The organism is Streptomyces sp. NPDC007205 (genome assembly GCF_040634095.1).
GTDB lineage: Bacteria > Actinomycetota > Actinomycetes > Streptomycetales > Streptomycetaceae > Streptomyces.
On record NZ_JBEYEW010000003.1, the window covers coordinates 339,152 to 354,736 of the forward strand.

Annotated in this window: 16 protein-coding genes; 5 read left to right on the plus strand and 11 right to left on the minus strand. The window is 70.9% G+C overall.

From position 1 onward, the window contains the following. Positions 1 to 10: 10 nt before the first annotated feature. Positions 11 to 742 carry a nucleotidyltransferase family protein gene (locus ABZ624_RS07990; protein WP_360083790.1) on the plus strand — a complete coding sequence of 244 codons (732 nt, stop codon included), beginning with the start codon at positions 11 to 13 and terminating at the stop codon, positions 740 to 742. A 57-nt stretch (positions 743 to 799) separates the two neighbouring features. Here the strand turns inward: ABZ624_RS07990 and ABZ624_RS07995 are convergent, their stop codons facing one another. From ABZ624_RS07995 to ABZ624_RS08025, 7 genes are all read right to left on the minus strand, one after another. Beyond that, positions 800 to 2,512, minus strand: coding sequence for a DoxX family membrane protein (locus tag ABZ624_RS07995; RefSeq protein ID WP_360083792.1), 1,713 nt, complete (start codon positions 2,510 to 2,512; stop codon positions 800 to 802). 128 nt (positions 2,513 to 2,640) lie between these two features. Then, positions 2,641 to 3,582, minus strand: a complete 942-nt coding sequence (gene rlmB / locus ABZ624_RS08000; protein ID WP_360083794.1) for a 23S rRNA (guanosine(2251)-2'-O)-methyltransferase RlmB — start codon at positions 3,580 to 3,582, stop codon at positions 2,641 to 2,643. 91 nt (positions 3,583 to 3,673) lie between these two features. Beyond that, on the minus strand, positions 3,674 to 5,074 hold the full coding sequence (cysS, locus tag ABZ624_RS08005) for a cysteine--tRNA ligase (protein ID WP_360083796.1): 1,401 nt from the start codon (positions 5,072 to 5,074) through the stop codon (positions 3,674 to 3,676). A gap of 60 nt (positions 5,075 to 5,134) precedes the next feature. Further along, entirely contained in the window at positions 5,135 to 5,539 is a 405-nt protein-coding gene (locus tag ABZ624_RS08010; RefSeq protein WP_360083798.1) for a PPOX class F420-dependent oxidoreductase, read from the minus strand. Between the two features lie 54 nt (positions 5,540 to 5,593). After that, positions 5,594 to 6,091, minus strand: a complete 498-nt coding sequence (ispF, locus tag ABZ624_RS08015) for a 2-C-methyl-D-erythritol 2,4-cyclodiphosphate synthase (protein ID WP_360083800.1) — start codon at positions 6,089 to 6,091, stop codon at positions 5,594 to 5,596. Then, entirely contained in the window at positions 6,081 to 6,833 is a 753-nt protein-coding gene (gene ispD / locus ABZ624_RS08020; RefSeq protein ID WP_360083802.1) for a 2-C-methyl-D-erythritol 4-phosphate cytidylyltransferase, read from the minus strand. Before ispD ends, ispF begins: the two co-directional genes overlap by 11 nt. A 362-nt stretch (positions 6,834 to 7,195) precedes the next feature. Continuing rightward, positions 7,196 to 7,678, minus strand: a complete 483-nt coding sequence (locus tag ABZ624_RS08025; RefSeq protein WP_003953493.1) for a CarD family transcriptional regulator — start codon at positions 7,676 to 7,678, stop codon at positions 7,196 to 7,198. Positions 7,679 to 8,281: 603 nt separating this feature from the next. Here ABZ624_RS08025 and ABZ624_RS08030 point away from each other — a divergent pair. Then, the gene (locus ABZ624_RS08030; RefSeq protein ID WP_360083804.1) at positions 8,282 to 8,977 is read left to right on the plus strand and encodes a DUF461 domain-containing protein; all 696 of its coding nucleotides are present in this window, start codon (positions 8,282 to 8,284) and stop codon (positions 8,975 to 8,977) included. A gap of 73 nt (positions 8,978 to 9,050) precedes the next feature. Here ABZ624_RS08030 and ABZ624_RS08035 read toward each other — a convergent pair whose 3' ends face one another. Next, entirely contained in the window at positions 9,051 to 9,731 is a 681-nt protein-coding gene (locus ABZ624_RS08035; RefSeq protein ID WP_030342036.1) for a response regulator transcription factor, read from the minus strand. Continuing rightward, a complete protein-coding gene (locus ABZ624_RS08040; protein ID WP_360083806.1) occupies positions 9,728 to 10,987 on the minus strand; it encodes an ATP-binding protein in 1,260 nt (419 codons plus the stop codon). Before ABZ624_RS08040 ends, ABZ624_RS08035 begins: the two co-directional genes overlap by 4 nt. A gap of 180 nt (positions 10,988 to 11,167) precedes the next feature. On the opposite strand from ABZ624_RS08040, the gene phoU reads away from it, so the two are divergent. Continuing rightward, entirely contained in the window at positions 11,168 to 11,857 is a 690-nt protein-coding gene (gene phoU, locus ABZ624_RS08045) for a phosphate signaling complex protein PhoU (protein WP_360083808.1), read from the plus strand. A gap of 237 nt (positions 11,858 to 12,094) precedes the next feature. After that, on the plus strand, positions 12,095 to 12,250 hold the full coding sequence (locus ABZ624_RS08050) for a hypothetical protein (RefSeq protein WP_360083810.1): 156 nt from the start codon (positions 12,095 to 12,097) through the stop codon (positions 12,248 to 12,250). A 123-nt stretch (positions 12,251 to 12,373) separates the two neighbouring features. On the opposite strand, the gene ABZ624_RS08055 is transcribed toward ABZ624_RS08050, so the two are convergent. Next, entirely contained in the window at positions 12,374 to 13,201 is an 828-nt protein-coding gene (locus tag ABZ624_RS08055) for a GAF and ANTAR domain-containing protein (RefSeq protein WP_360083812.1), read from the minus strand. 162 nt (positions 13,202 to 13,363) lie between these two features. Beyond that, positions 13,364 to 14,125, minus strand: a complete 762-nt coding sequence (locus ABZ624_RS08060) for a phosphoglyceromutase (RefSeq protein ID WP_360083814.1) — start codon at positions 14,123 to 14,125, stop codon at positions 13,364 to 13,366. Between the two features lie 175 nt (positions 14,126 to 14,300). On the opposite strand from ABZ624_RS08060, the gene ABZ624_RS08065 reads away from it, so the two are divergent. Beyond that, positions 14,301 to 15,563 carry an MFS transporter gene (locus tag ABZ624_RS08065; RefSeq protein ID WP_360083816.1) on the plus strand — a complete coding sequence of 421 codons (1,263 nt, stop codon included), beginning with the start codon at positions 14,301 to 14,303 and terminating at the stop codon, positions 15,561 to 15,563. The last annotated feature ends 22 nt before the right edge of the window (positions 15,564 to 15,585 follow it).

Consider the following 15,585-nt stretch of genomic DNA (forward strand, 5'->3'; position numbering starts at 1 on the left):
CAGTGCGGTCATGACCCATCCGAACGCCGCGTCGCGCCCCACTCAAGCCGTGGTCCTGGCCGGTGGCCAGGGCTCCCGGCTGCGTCCCTACACCGACGACCGGCCCAAGCCGATGGTCGAGATCCCCGGCACGGGCACTCCGATCATCGGCCATCAGCTGACCTGGCTCGCCGAGGAAGGCGTGACCGACGTGGTGGTCTCCTGCGGCCACCTCGCCGACGTCCTGCAGAAATGGCTGGACTCCGCCGACCTGCCCGTCTCCGTCACCACCGTGGTGGAGACCGAGCCCCTCGGCCGTGGCGGCGGCCTCAAGTACGCCGCCGCGCACCTTCCCCGCCCCGACCGGCCCTGGTACGCCACGAACGGCGACATCTGGACCCGCTTCTCCCTGCGGGACATGGCCGACTTCCACACCGAGCGGGATGCCGTCGCGACCCTCGCCCTGGCCCGGCCGCGTATCCCCTGGGGTGCGGTGAAGACCGACGGGTTCGGGCACATCACCGACTTCATCGAGGCTCCGCCGTCGACGTTCGAGATCAACGCGGGTGTGTATGTCTTCTCGCCCGAGTTCGCGGGGTTGCTGCCCGAGCGGGGGGATCACGAGCGGACGACGTTTCCCGGGCTGGCCCGGGAGCGGAAGCTCTTCGGCTTCCCGATTCCGCAGGGAGCCTATTGGCGGGCCATTGATACGGCGAAGGACCTGACCGAGGCGGCCAAGGAGCTGGCGGCTCTGGGGCGCTAGTTCATCGCGAAGGCCCCGTACCTCACCGGGTACGGGGCCTTCGGCTTCTCGGAGCGGTTACCCGAGCAGGCCGCCCACCAAGCCCTCCTGGCCGCCGGACGCGTTGCCGCCGGAGCTGCTCGAGCCGCCCGAGGACGAGCTGCCGCCGGTCGACGTGCCACGGGTGCCGGTGGGGCCGGCCGTGGTGCTGGGGGCGCCGCCGGTCGGGGCGGACTGGCGGGGCGGGATCTGGCCCGTGGTGCCCTGGGTCTGGCTGGGGGCCGCGGTCGTACCGCCGGCGGACCTGGTCGCGCCCGGGGTCGACGCCGCGCCGGACGGGCTCGCGCCGGCCGTGGCGCCGCCCGTGGGCGAGCTGGAGGCCGGCGGTGTCTTCTTGTTCCGGTTGCCGGTGTCCTGCGGGAGCGGGGAGCCGGGGAGGTTGTTGCGGGGGGCCTCGCCGGGGCCGGGGACGACCACGCGGCTGGAGTCGCGTACGGCGCCGCCGAGCAGGGAGCCGACCAGCAGGGTGAGGCCGACCGTGACGACGGTGATCAGCGCGCCGCGGCGCAGGACGTACTGGCGCAGGTCCCAGATGTCGGCGCGGGGGCCGAGGCGGCGCCAGGCGCTGGCCGCGATACGGCCGTCCACGGAGTAGACGGGGGCGCCGGCGATGATCAGCGGGGACCAGGCGGCGAGGTAGATGATGTCGGGGGCGTCGTAGGCGGGGACCGTCTTCCAGCTGACGGTGACGATCAGCGCGGCGGAGAGCAGGGCGCCGACCACCGCGGCCACCCGCTGCCAGCAGCCCAGCACGGTCAGGACGCCGACGACCACCTGGAGGAAGGCGATGACCAGGCCGGAGCCGACCGGGTGGTGCAGGGCGAACTGGCGCAGCGGTTCGGCGACGTCCCACGGGTGCAGGGTGTTGAGCCACTTGACCATCGACCCGCGCTTGCCGCCGTCGAAGTAGACGGGGTCGCACAGCTTGCCCATGCCGGCGTAGATGGAGATGAAACCCAGGAAGATGCGCAGCGGGAGCAGGACCACGCCGAGGTTCATCCGGCGGCCGGGGTAGTAGGCGTGCCGGGACGGGTCGTCCGCGTGGCGCCTGGCGCCGCGGGGGGTGTCGGGATCGGACGCGTCGTCGTAGCCGTCGTAGCCGTCGTGTTCGTCGTAGCCGTCGGGGTCGTCGTAGCCGTCGGGGTCGTCGTAGCCGTCGTACGGCTCCCGGTCCGCGTCCGGGTAGGGCGGGTCGTCGTAGGCGCCGCTCACCGTGCGCATGTGCGGCAGCAGGCGGGTGCCGTCGGCGTCGGGGGCGGTGCGCTGGTGGCCGACGACGGGGGTCTCGACGGTCTGGTCCAGCTCGTCGTAGGTGTCGGCGTAGCCGGTCTGGACGCGCGGGATGACCTGGGTGGCTCCGGCCTCGGGCTCTTCGGCGTGGCGGACGCTGCTGCCCCGCACGGCCTGGAGGAGCCGGTGGGCGCCGGTGTCGTCGGGGGCGGACTTGCCGCTCCACACGACGGGGCGGCGTCGGCCGGTGGCGCCGGCCCGGCCCGCGGTGCCCACGACGGGCATGCGGGAGCTGTCCTGGGCGGCACTCAGGAGCCGGGCGATCCGCGGGGATTGAACGCGCCTCGCCGACGCTCCCAGCTGCACGCGGAAGCTGACGTGATTGACGATGACCTGCGCCGGATCGCTCGGCACCTTCACCATGCTCAGCGCGGGAGCGTCGTCGTAACCCGACGAGCGGTCCCCCGTGGGTGTGCGGGGTGTTCTGGTGTCCACACGCATCTAACCGAGTGACGTGGTGTTAGGACACTGCTTTGACGGGGCGGATGTGTCCGGACCCCGTCAAAGCCGCCTCGAACGCCATATGGGCGCCGGAATTCCCCCGCAGGGGCGAAGTTGCGGACGGTTGTTCAGCTCCGCCTGCTGGCCGCCTCGTACAGCACGATGCCGGCCGCGACACCCGCGTTCAGCGACTCGGCGCCGCCCGGCATCGGGATGCGCACGCGGAAGTCGCAGGTTTCGCCGACGAGGCGGGACAGGCCCTTGCCCTCACTGCCGACGACGATGACGACGGGGCCCGCCAGGGCCTCCAGGTCGCCGAGTTCGACCTCGCCGTCCGCCGCCAGGCCGACGACCGTGACGCCGGCCTTCTTGTATGCCTCCAGCACCCGGGTGAGGTTCGTGGCGCGGGCGACCGGGGTACGGGCGGCCGCACCGGCGGAGGTCTTCCAGGCGCCGGCGGTCATACCGGCCGAGCGGCGCTCGGGCACGACCACGCCGTGACCGCCGAAGGCGGAGACGGAGCGGACGACCGCGCCGAGGTTGCGCGGGTCGGTGACGCCGTCCAGCGCGACGACCAGCGGGTCCTCGCCCTCGTCGGCGGCGGCGTCGAGCAGGTCCTCGGGGTGCGCGTACTCGTACGGCGGGACCTGCAGGACCAGGCCCTGGTGGTTGAGGCCGTTCGTCATGCGGTCCAGCTCGGGGCGCGGGGCCTCCATGAGGTTGATGCCGCCGCGCTCGGCGGCGAGCTGGAGGGCCTCGCGGACGCGCTCGTCGTTGTCGATGAACTGCTGGACGTAGAGGGTCGAGGCGGGGACGCCCTCGCGGAGTGCCTCGACGACCGGGTTACGGCCGACGACCAGCTCGGAGGCCGACTTGCCGCCACGGCCCCGGGCCACGGGGCGGCGCGCGGTCTGCTTCGCCTTGGCCGTGGCGATGCGGTTCTTCTTGTGCCCCTTGCGCATCTCGGCCGGCGGGGTCGGCCCCCTGCCCTCCAGGCCCCTGCGCCGCTGGCCGCCACTGCCGACCTGCGCGCCCTTCTTGCCGGACATGCGACGGTTGTTCGCGGCCATGACCTACCTGTTCTCTGCGAAAAAGTGTGCGTACGTCTATGCAGTGTGCCGCCCGGGGGGCCGGGCGGCACAATCGATCAAGGGCCTGGGCTCAGCGCGGGCCGAGGGTCCAGCGCGGGCCCTGCGGGCTGTCCTCGACGACCAGGCCCGACTGGCCCAGCTGATCGCGGATGGCGTCGGCGGTGGCCCAGTCCTTGCGGGCGCGGGCGGACTCGCGCTGGTCGAGGACCAGGCGGACGAGGCTGTCGACCACGCCGTGCAGATCCTCGGCCTGGTCGGAATCCCCCGCCCACTGCGCATCGAGGGGGTCCATGCCGAGGACGCCGAGCATGGCCCGCACCTCGGCGAGCCGGGCGACGGCGGCCTCCTTGTCGTCGGCGGCCAGCGCGCTGTTGCCCTGCCGGACGGTGGTGTGCACCACGGCGAGGGCCTGCGGGACACCCAGGTCGTCGTCCATCGCCTCGGCGAACGCGGGCGGGACCTCGGCGGCCGGTTCGACGGTCTTCCCGGCCAGCTCGGTGACCCGCTGCACAAAGCCCTCGATCCGTGCGAACGCCGATTCGGCCTCGCGCAGCGACTCCTCGCTGTACTCGATCATCGAGCGGTAGTGCGGGGTGCCCAGGTAGTAGCGCAACACGATCGGGCGCCACACCTTGACCATCTCCGACACCAGCACGCTGTTGCCCAGCGACTTGGACATCTTGTCGCCGGCCATGGTGACCCAGGCGTTGTGCACCCAGTACCGCGCGAAGTCGTCGCCGTAGGCCTTGGCCTGGGCGATCTCGTTCTCGTGGTGCGGGAAGATCAGGTCGAGCCCGCCGCCGTGGACGTCGAACGCGCTGCCCAGGTACTTGTGCGCCATCGCCGAGCACTCCAGGTGCCAGCCGGGCCGGCCTTCTCCCCACGGGGTGGGCCAGGTCGGCTCACCCGGCTTGGCCGCCTTCCACATGGCGAAGTCCCGCGGGTCCCGCTTGCCGGTCTCGCCCTCGCCGGACGGCTGGAGCAGGTTGTCCAGCTCCTGGCGGGACAACTGCAGATAGCCCGGGAAGGACCGTACGTCGAAGTAGACGTTGCCGTCGGCGGCGTAGGCGTGCCCGCGCTCGATCAGGCGCTGCATCATCTCGACCATCTCGGTGATGTGGCCGGTGGCGCGGGGCTCGTACGTCGGGGGGAGGCAGCCCAGGGCGTGGTAGCCGTCGTTGAAGGCGCGCTCGTTCTCGTACCCGATCGACCACCAGGGCCGGTTCTGCTCGTGGGCCTTGGCGATGATCTTGTCGTCGATGTCGGTGACGTTGCGGATGAACGTCACCTCGTAGCCGCGGTACTGGAACCAGCGGCGCATGATGTCGAAGTTGAGGTACGAGCGGACGTGCCCGATGTGCGGTGCCGCCTGCACGGTGGCGCCACACAGGTAGATCGAGACGCAGCCCGGCGTGAGCGGGGTGAAGTCACGGATCTGCCGGGCGCTGGTGTCGTACAGGCGAATGGTCACCACTCCAGGGTAGTGGGCGCGAGAGGGTGCCTCACGCCCCTTCCCCACAATGCCGGGGCCTCACAGCATCCCGACCACCTTCCGGGGGCTGATCCGTACGACCACCCGCTGGGCGTCCTGGGACGAGGCGGGGTTGAAGTCGGCGTATTTCCTGCCGGTGTACTTCTCGCTCAGTTCGTCGATGAGGGCCGGGCCGCCCTCGGTCGTCATCGCGGCGGTGCCGCGGATCTCGGCGTACTCGTAGGGCTGGTCGGGGTTCATGACGACGACCGTCACCCGGGGTTCGCGGTCCAGGTTCTTGTACTTGCGGCGGTCGACGGTGGTGGAGAAGAGGAGGTCGTCGCCGTCGCGCTTCACCCAGACCGGTGACAGCTGCGGGCTGCCGTCGGGCTGGACGGTGCCGACGACGATGAACACCTTGCGGTCGAGCAGGGACTTCAGCCGGTCGGACAGTACGGCGGACATGGGCACCCTCCGGAGTCCAGGGATCACTGGTGGTGTGGGTACCCTCGCACGCCCTCAGCCCAGCCGCACCACGAGTGCGGTCGCCACCGCCATGAGTCCCTCCTCGCGGCCCGGGAAGCCGAGGCCGTCGGTCGTCGCGCCGGAGACGGAGACGGGCGCGCCGGCCGCCTCGGAGAGGATCTTCTGGGCCTCGTCGCGCCGCTTGCCGATCTTCGGGCGGGGGCCGACCACCTGGACGGCGACGTTGCCGATGGTGAAGCCGGCCTCGCGGACGATCCGGGCCGCCTCGGTGAGGAGGGCGGTCCCGGAGGCACCCGACCACTCGGGGCGGCCGGTGCCGAAGTGCTGTCCCAGGTCACCGAGTCCGGCGGCGGAGAAGAGGGCGTTGCAGGCCGCGTGGGCGACGACGTCCGCGTCGGAGTGCCCGGCCAGGCCCGGCCCCTCGCCCTCCCACTTCAGGCCCGCGCACCACAGCTCGCGGCCCTCCTCGAAGGCGTGGATGTCGGTGCCGATGCCGACCTGCGGGAGGATCAGCGGCTGCTCAGAAGCCATCGTTGAGCCTCCTGCGGGCGAGGACCGCCTCGGCGAGGACCAGGTCGAGGGGGCGGGTGACCTTGAAGGCCTCCTCGTGACCGGGAACGGCGACGACCGTCAGGCCCAGCTGCTCGACCATGCTCGCGTCGTCGGTGACGTTGTCGGTGACGGTCTCGTGGGCGCGGACCAGGGTCGCGCGGTCGAAGCCCTGGGGCGTCTGGACGGCGCGGAGGCGGGCCCGCTCGGGGGTGGCGACGACCGGTTCCGGGTCACCGGCGACGGCCGCGGGCTCGACCTCCTTGACGGTGTCGGCAAGCGGCAGCGCGGGGACGACGGCGGGGGCGCCGTCCCGTACGGCCTCGATGACCGCGTCGACCGTGTCGACCGGAACCAGGGGGCGGGCCGCGTCATGGACGAGGACGACGCCGTATTCGGGCGGCAGGGCGTCCAGGCCGAGCTTGACCGATTCCTGCCGGCTGTCCCCGCCGGGCACGACCAGGAAGTCGGTGCGCTCGGGGAGGGCGTGTGCGTCGAGGAGGGACTTGACCTCTGCGGCGCCGTCCGGCGGGGCCACGACGATCACCAGGGAGACATGGCGGGACGCGGCGAGCGCGCGGACCGCGTGGACCAGCATGGGTGTGCCGTTCAGCGCGCGCAGCGCCTTGGGGGCGCCCGGACCGAGGCGTACGCCCCGGCCGGCGGCGGGAATCACGGCGGCGACGGGGGTCGGCGCGGGCGAAGGGCGCGATTCGTCAGACATCGGTTCCTGTCAGGTTTGTGTGCTCGACCTAGGTGGGTATGGCGTGGACGAGTGCCGGGCGCGACGCCTTGACCGGACCCTTTCCGTGACCCTGGTCGAGCCATCTGCCCGGGCCCGGCACATCAAGCAGGGGGCCCGCTTGCTTCTCGGGGGCTTTCCGAAGAACACGGTAGAGCCCGAAGAACGGGAAGAGCGGGGAGAGCGGGCTTTCCCGGGATCCGGCGCCATGAGCACGAACCCGCCGTGGGCACGAAGCGGGTACGAACATGCCGCAGCGCCCGGCGACAGGATCAGTGTCATCGGGCACCGCGGCATTTACTGTGCTGCGCGTGGTGGGAGCGAAGGATCGCTGCCGTGGCGCGTCAGGAGGCGAGCACCTCGTCGAGCAGGGCTTCGGCCTTGTCCTCGTTCGTGTTCTCCGCGAGAGCCAGCTCGCTCACCAGGATCTGGCGGGCCTTGGCGAGCATGCGCTTCTCACCGGCGGACAGTCCGCGCTCGCGCTCGCGACGCCACAGGTCACGCACGACTTCCGCGACCTTGATGACATCGCCGGAGGCGAGCTTCTCCAGGTTTGCCTTGTAGCGACGCGACCAGTTCGTGGGCTCCTCGGCGTACGGCGCGCGCAGCACCTCGAAGACCCGGTCCAGCCCGTCCTGACCGACCACATCACGCACGCCGACGAACTCCGCATTGTCCGCTGGCACACGTACCGTCAGGTCACCCTGGGCGACCTTCAGCACCAAGTAGGTCTTGTCCACGCCTTTGATCTGGCGAGTTTCGATGGCCTCGATCAGCGCGGCCCCGTGATGGGGATAGACCACGGTGTCGCCAACCTTGAACGTCATGTGACAGGTACCCCTTCCGTGGCTATCCAGGGTAACACGGATACGGCGTCTTCTGAATGGCGTTTTCGCAGGTCAGGGCATATCTCGGGGCTTGACAACTGCGACAGGAACGTGCTTCCCGGGCCCTGCGGAACGAGGAATTCGCAGGTGGGAGGGGCTCTTCGGGCAGGGCGAAACACGTACGCCACACACCTCCGGACCCGTCTCCAAGTGGATGAACGTCCCGTTTTGTCCGGTTCCAGGCGTGCGACTTCCGCTACTCCGTTCGGTGGCCCGAGACGGATCCAAGCCGATTCCGGAATTGATCAACGGCTGCCGGACAGGGCGGCGCGTGATCGATATCCAGGGCCGTCGCGCATTCCTTCACGGAAATTTTGCGAGCGGTTATGTGAATGGCGGACGAGCGCCCGGCAAAGTGACTGGAGGGTCACTTGTGGCCAGAGTGACGAGGGTTCCGGTACCCCCAGCCGGACGGAAGCGGGGTACTCGGGGAGGGTCGGGTGCGGGCGCCCGGGAACGGCTCGGTAACCTAAGGCCGCTGACAGACCCTTAGGGTGGCTTTACAAGAGGAGCCGCCCGCGCGTTCAAGGAGTTGCCGCCGCCGTGAGCAGCAGCCTTCGACGCGGCGCCCTCGCCGCCTCCGCCATCGTCTTCTCGATCGCCTCGCTCGCCGCCTGCGGCGCCGGCAACAACTCACAGACCCTGGAAGTCAAGCCGGACAACGCGGCGACCAGCGTCGGAACCATCAAGATCCAGAACGCTTTGATCATCACCCAGCCGGATCTGAAGGCGACGGGTCCGGCCGTGATCTCCGCGACCGTGTTCAACGCGGACAAGGACCCCGAGACCCTGCAGTCCATCACCGTCCCGGGCAGCAGCGGCACCGTCAAGCTGACCCCCGCCAAGGGCCAGAGCCTGACGATTCCGGCGCACGGCTCCCTGACCCTCGGTGGCAAGGGCAACGCCTCCGCCGAGATTCCCAGCGGCCGCGAGGCGGTCCGGGACGGCGACGCCCAGAAGATCACCTTCACCTTCAGCAGGACCGGCGACGTGAGCCTGCGCGCCTTCGTGGTGCCGGCCACCAGCTACTTCGACAAGTGGGGCCCGACCCAGATGCCGTCCGCCCCGGCGACGAACTCCCCGGCGCCGGGCGCCTCCGCCAACGGCAAGCCGCACAAGGGCGGCAAGGCGAGCCCGTCGTCGTCCCCGAGCGGCACGGCGAGCAACACGGCGAGCGGTACCGCGAGCACCGGCGCCACCCCGAGCGACTCCGCCTCCCAGTCGGCGGCCGGCCGCTGAGCACCGGGGCATGAACGAAGGGCGGCACCCCTGCGCGGGGTGCCGCCCTTCGTCGTAGCTCCGTAGTTACGGCTTACGGCTCGAACTTGTAGCCGAGACCCCGCACCGTCACCAGGTAGCGCGGGGCGCCCGGGTCCGGCTCGATCTTGGCGCGCAGGCGCTTGACGTGGACGTCGAGGGTCTTGGTGTCGCCCACGTAGTCGGCACCCCAGACCCGGTCGATGAGCTGCATGCGGGTCAGCACGCGGCCGGCGTTGCGCAGCAGCATCTCCAGCAGGTCGAACTCCTTCAGCGGCAGGTCGACCTTGGAGCCGGCGACCGTCACCACGTGGCGGTCGACGTCCATGCGGACCGGGCCCGCCTCCAGCGCGGCCGGGGTGACCTCCTCCGGCTCGCCGCGGCGGCGCAGCACGGCCCGGATACGGGCCACCAGCTCACGCGAGGAGAAGGGCTTGGTGACGTAGTCGTCGGCTCCTATCTCCAGGCCGACGACCTTGTCGATCTCGCTGTCCTTGGCCGTCACCATGATCACGGGGACGTTGGAGCGGCCGCGCAGCTGGCGGCACACCTCCGTGCCGGGCAGACCCGGCAGCATCAGGTCGAGGAGGACGAGGTCGGCGCCGTTGCGCTCGAACTCGTCGAGGCCGTCGGGGCCGGTGGCCGCCACGGCCACCTCGAAGCCCTCCTTGCGGAGCATGTACGACAGAGCGTCGGAGAAGGACTCCTCGTCCTCGACGACGAGCACTCGGGTCACGGAAGGACCTCCGGGGAGGGAAGCGGTTCGTACGGGGATGACTCGGGGGCGCCGCCGTCCTCGTCTTCTTCGTCGAGGTCGGGGTGCTGTTGTGCGCGGTCGCGGGCCGCGCCCGCCTCCGGCAGCCTGATGGTGAAGGTGGAGCCCTGGCCTTCGGCGCTCCAGACCGTGACCTCCCCGCCGTGCGAGGCGACCACGTGCTTGACGATCGCGAGCCCCAGGCCGGTGCCTCCGGTCTGCCGGGAGCGGGCCGGGTCGACGCGGTAGAAGCGCTCGAAGACGCGCTCCTTGTCCTTCTCGGAGATGCCGATGCCCTGGTCCGTCACGGCCAGCTCGATCAAGTCGCCGCCGGGGGCGTTGACCCGGCGGGCGGCTATGCCGACCCGGGTACGGGCCGGGGAGTAGTTCACGGCGTTCTCGACCAGGTTGCCGAGGGCGGCGGCCAGCTGGCCCCGGTTGCCCCAGACGGCCAGGTCCTCCGTGCCTCCGGCGGCCATGGTGATCTGCTTGGTGCCGGCCTGGTGACGGCAGCGGTCGACGGCCTCGGCGACCAGCTCGTCCACACGGACGGGCTCGGCGTCCTCCAGCGGGTCGTCGTTCTGCACCCGGGAGAGGTCGATCAGCTCCTGCACCAGATTGGTCAGCCGGGTCGCCTCGATCTGCATGCGGCCCGCGAAGCGCTGCACGGCCTCGGGGTCGTCGGAGGCGTCCATGACCGCCTCGGAGAGCAGGGAGAGCGCGCCGACGGGCGTCTTGAGCTCATGGCTCACATTGGCCACGAAGTCGCGCCGTACGGCCTCGATCCTCCTGGCCTCGGTCAGGTCCTCGACCAGCAGCAGGACCAGGCGGGAGCCGAGCGGGGCCACACGCGCGGAGACGGCGAGGGCCTCGCCGCGTCCGGTGCCACGCCGGGGCAGGTCCAGCTCGACCTGCCGTATCTCCCCGTCCCGTCTGGTGTCCCGGGCCATCTGGAGCATCGGTTCGACGGAGAGCTTGCCGCCCCGGACCAGCCCGAGGGCGTAGGCGGCGGAGCTGGCCTTGACGACGGCGTCGGCCTCGTCGAGGACGACGGCCGAGGAGCGGAGCACGGACAGCACGGTGTCCACGCCGGGCGGGAGTACGGGATCGGTGTGCAAGGAAGTCCTGGTCGGTCGCTTCTGGTCGCGTTCGCTCCAGCGGAACGCCAGCATGGCGATGACGCCGGTGAGCACCCCGGCGATCGCTGCCGCTGCGGCGACCGCCGCGTTCACGTCCATGCCTCCAGGTTAAGCAGGGGGTACGACATGACCCCAGCCGTCGAGGTGGGACCTCGGACACTCGTCGCCCAGAGTTCACCTTGGAGCCAGGACTGGTTCATTTGGGGTGGCGGAAACGGACGCGTGCGGGGCAGAACGTGGGAGCGTGGGGACCAAGCACACCTATGAGAGGGAGCCCTGATGCGGGACGCGTACCACGAGGAACTTGACTCGATCGGCGACGGTCTGGTGGAGATGACCCGGCTGGTCGGGTCGGCGATCGGGCGCGCCACGACCGCCATCCTGGATGCCGACCTGAAGCTGGCCGAGAGCGTGATCGAGGCGGACCAGAAGGTCGACGAGCTGCAGCACGACCTGGAGGCGCGGGCGATAGCCCTGCTCGCCCGGCAGCAGCCGGTGGCGACCGACCTGCGTATCGTCGTCACCTCCCTGCGGATGTCCGCCGACCTGGAGCGGTCCGGCGACCTGGCGCAGCACGTGGCGAAGCTGGCGCGCCTGCGCTTCCCCGCGCGGGCCGTCCCGCAGGACCTGCACGCGACCATCCTGGAGATGGGCCAGCTCGCGCAGCGCCTGATGGCGAAGGCGGCCGAGGTCATCATCACGAAGGACATCGACCTCGCGCTCCAGCTGGAGCAGGACGACGACGAGATGGACCAGCTGCACCGCACGCTCTTCCAGCACCTGATCGACGACCGCTGGAAGCACGGCATCGAGACCGCCGTCGACGTCACCCTGCTGGGCCGCTACTACGAGCGGTACGCCGACCATGCCGTGGCCGTCGCCAAGCGCGTCGTCTACCTGGTCACGGGCGAGCACGCGGACGAACTCCAGGCGGACATCCAGCCGGTGACGGGCGTCGAGGGCGCGTGATTCCTGCGGGGCGGCGCGGCCGGTGGGGCAGGCGGGGCGGCGGGGCGATCCAGGGATTCCGGGCACTTTGAGGCTTGCGGAGTCTCCGGACCGGCTGAGAGTGGCTGAGATGGGCCGAGACGGGCTGAGACGGGCTGAGACGGGGGCGCTTGGGCGCCTCCGTGCGCCGTTGATGCGCCCGGGGTTGCGGGCATGAAATGGACGAGGGCACCCCTGCCCCAGCGTCTAGGAGGGACCATGGCCGAATCCCCCGGCACCACGCCCGACCCCACTCAGGAGCGCGAGACCGACCAGCCCGCCCCCGTCACGAGCCTTCCGCTGATCGGCGCGTGCGGGTGCGGCTCGGGCTGCGGGTGCGGGTGCCAGTCGGGCGCGCCCTGCCAGTGCGGCTGACGAACGGAACGACGTCGTAGGGCCGGTGTGAACGCGATTCACACCGGCCCTACGTGTGTAGCTGGCCGGCGAGGAAGTCGGCCGGCCCGACGGGCGCCTCGGCGAGCCGCTGTCCACGGCCCATCACCGTTCACCGTCCCTTCCCTCCCTTAATTCCCCTCCCTCCCTTCCCTCCTCGTGAAAGCGGAGCTTGCGGGCCAGGACCTCGCGGGCCACCTGGCTGACCGTGCGGCCGTCGACGTACGCGCGGGCCCGCAGCCGGTCCAGGGCCTGCCCGGGGTCCAGGTCCAGCTGCACCATCACCATGCCGACCGCCTGGTACACCTCGGTGTGGTCGGCTTCGGAGGCCGCCACCCACGACGCCACCTCCTCCGCCGTGTCCTCCTCGGCGCCGTCGCGGCCGGCCGCCTGGAGACTCACGAGCGCGTACGTCACCGCGTCCCGCACCCACAGCGCGGTCCGCATGTCCTGCTCGGTCAGCCCGCCCACGGATTCGCTGTACAGGTCGAGGGTGCCGATCGCGGCACCGCTGACGCCGAGCGGCAGCGAGAAGACCGCGCGCACGCCCAGTGCGACCGCCTCATGCGCGAAGATCGGCCAGCGGCGGGCGTCGGTTCCGCCGGTGAGGTCGGCCGCGACGACCGGGGCGCCCTGGTCGAGAGCGCTCTGGCAGGGCCCGTCCCCCACGGTGTACTGCAGCTCGGCGAGCCGGGCGGCGACCCGGTCACTGGCGCACCAGGTGATGCGTACGCCCTTCCCGCCGGAGATCGACACCGAGGAACCGCTGATCGGCAGCAGCCGTACGCATGCCTCGCAGAGCGCGCCCGGCACCTGCTGAGGGGCGTCGGCGCGCCGCGCTGCGGCGGCGAGCGTCTCAGAGGCCCACAGCCGCGACCGACCGTCCGGCGGCCCTCCGCCACCAGCCGGTTCCTGCGGCTGCTCCAGCGGCATGGTCATCACCCACCGGTGTTCCGTCGGGCAGGCCCGGCACGACTGTTCCACGCCCCGAGTGCCCAGCCTGGGACAAGTGACGTACCGCTTTTACCGGCCCCGGCACAGCACAAGGCCCCCACCAGCGGCTGAGCCGCAGGGAGGGGCCTTGATCAATCAGGGCTACTTCTTCTTGCCCTGGTTCTTGACCGCCTCGATCGCCGCCGCTGCCGCCTCGGGGTCGAGGTAGGTGCCGCCGGGGGTGATCGGGTTGAAGTCGGCGTCGAGCTCGTAGGAGAGCGGGATGCCGGTCGGGATGTTCAGGCCCGCGATGTCGGCGTCGGAGATGCCGTCCAGGTGCTTGACCAGGGCGCGGAGCGAGTTGCCGTGGGCCGCGACCAGGACCGTGCGGCCGGCCAGGAGGTCGGGGACGATGCCGTCGTACCAGTACGGGAGCATGCGGTGGACGACGTCCTTCAGGCACTCCGTCTTCGGACGCAGCTCCGGCGGGATGGTCGCGTAGCGGGCGTCGTTCGCCTGCGAGAACTCGGAGTCGTCCGCGAGCGGCGGGGGCGGGGTGTCGTACGAGCGGCGCCAGAGCATGAACTGCTCTTCGCCGAACTCGGCCAGCGTCGCCGCCTTGTCCTTGCCCTGGAGGGCGCCGTAGTGGCGCTCGTTCAGGCGCCAGCTGCGGTGGACCGGGATCCAGTGGCGGTCCGCGGCCTCGAGGGCCAGTTGGGCCGTGCGGATCGCGCGCTTCTGCAGGGACGTGTGGACCACGTCGGGGAGGAGGTCGGCGTCCTTCAGGAGCTCGCCACCGCGGACTGCCTCCTTCTCGCCCTTCTCGTTCAGGTTGACGTCCACCCAGCCGGTGAACAGGTTCTTCGCGTTCCACTCGCTCTCGCCATGGCGGAGGAGGATCAGCTTGTACGGTGCGTCGGCCATGGCAGAGAGCGTAATCCACGGTTTCGCGCCCGTGCCCGGCCTGGCCAGTGGGTGGACTGTTGACGGCATCTGTTAAACGAGTGGCCACCGGGTCCCGCGATCTGTAAGTTCTGCTTACCGGTTGAGCCACTTACAGCCCCTCGGGGGCGTTCTTCGATCCGTGGGGGGTCTTGTCATGTCCGCCGCCCGTCTCCGACGTGCCGCCCGGGAGACCGTCTCCGGACTCCCCCGTGAGTTCTGGTGGCTGTGGACCAGCACCCTGGTCAACCGGCTCGGCGCGTTCGTGGCCACCTTCATGGCGCTGTACCTCACCCTGGAACGCGGCTACTCCGCCTCGTACGCCGGTCTCGTCGCCTCGCTGCACGGACTGGGCGGGGTCGTCTCCTCACTGGGGGGAGGGGTCATGGCCGACCGGCTGGGACGGCGGCCCACACTGCTCATCGCCCAGTCGGCCACCGCCGCCTCGGTCGCGCTGCTCGGCTTCATGACCGACCCCGTCTCCATCGCCGCCGTCGCCTTCCTCGTCGGCATGGCCTCCAACGCCTCCCGGCCGGCCGTGCAGGCGATGATGGCCGACATCGTGCGGCCCGAGGACCGGGTGCGGGCCTTCTCGCTCAACTACTGGGCCATCAACCTCGGCTTCGCCGTCTCCTCCACGGCCGCCGGGTTCATCGCCGAGTTCAGCTACCGCGCCGGGTTCCTGATCGAGGCCGGGATGACGGCCGTCTGCGCTCTCGTCGTCTTCCTCAAGCTGCCCGAGTCGCGGCCCCCGGCCACGGCCAAGCAGGCCGGCCCCGACGTCAGCCTCGGGACCGTGCTGCGCGACGGGCGGTACATGGCTGTCGTCGGACTGTCCTTCCTGGTCGCGCTGGTCTTCCAGCAGGGGGCCGTGGGGCTGCCGGTGGCCATGGGACGGGCCGGGTTCTCGCCCGCCGACTACGGCCTCGCGATCGCCGTCAACGGCATCCTGATCGTCGCCCTGCAGATCCCGGTCACCCGCTTCATCGAACACCGCGACCCGCGCACCCTGCTGGTGGTCTCCTCGGTGCTCGCCGGGTACGGCTTCGGGCTCACCGCGTTCGCCGGTTCCGTCGGCGTCTTCGCCCTCACCGTCTGCGTGTGGACCCTCGCCGAGATCGTCAACGCACCGACCCAGACCGGACTCGTGGTCCTGCTGTCCCCGGTTCACGGACGCGGCCGCTACCAGGGCGTCTACACCCTGTCCTGGTCCGTCGCCGCCCTGGTCGCACCGCTGATGTCCGGCGCGGTCATCGACCGGCTGGGCGCGGAGTGGCTGTGGGGCATGTGTGCGGCGGTGGGGACGGTGGCCGGACTGGGGTACGGGGTGCTCATGCGCGGCCTGGCGGCCGAGCGGCCGGTTCCGGCTCAGCCGCCGTCCGCCTCCGTTCAGGTCACCGAAGTCCGAGGAGAGGCCTGACGCTCCCCCACGCCCCGCACCG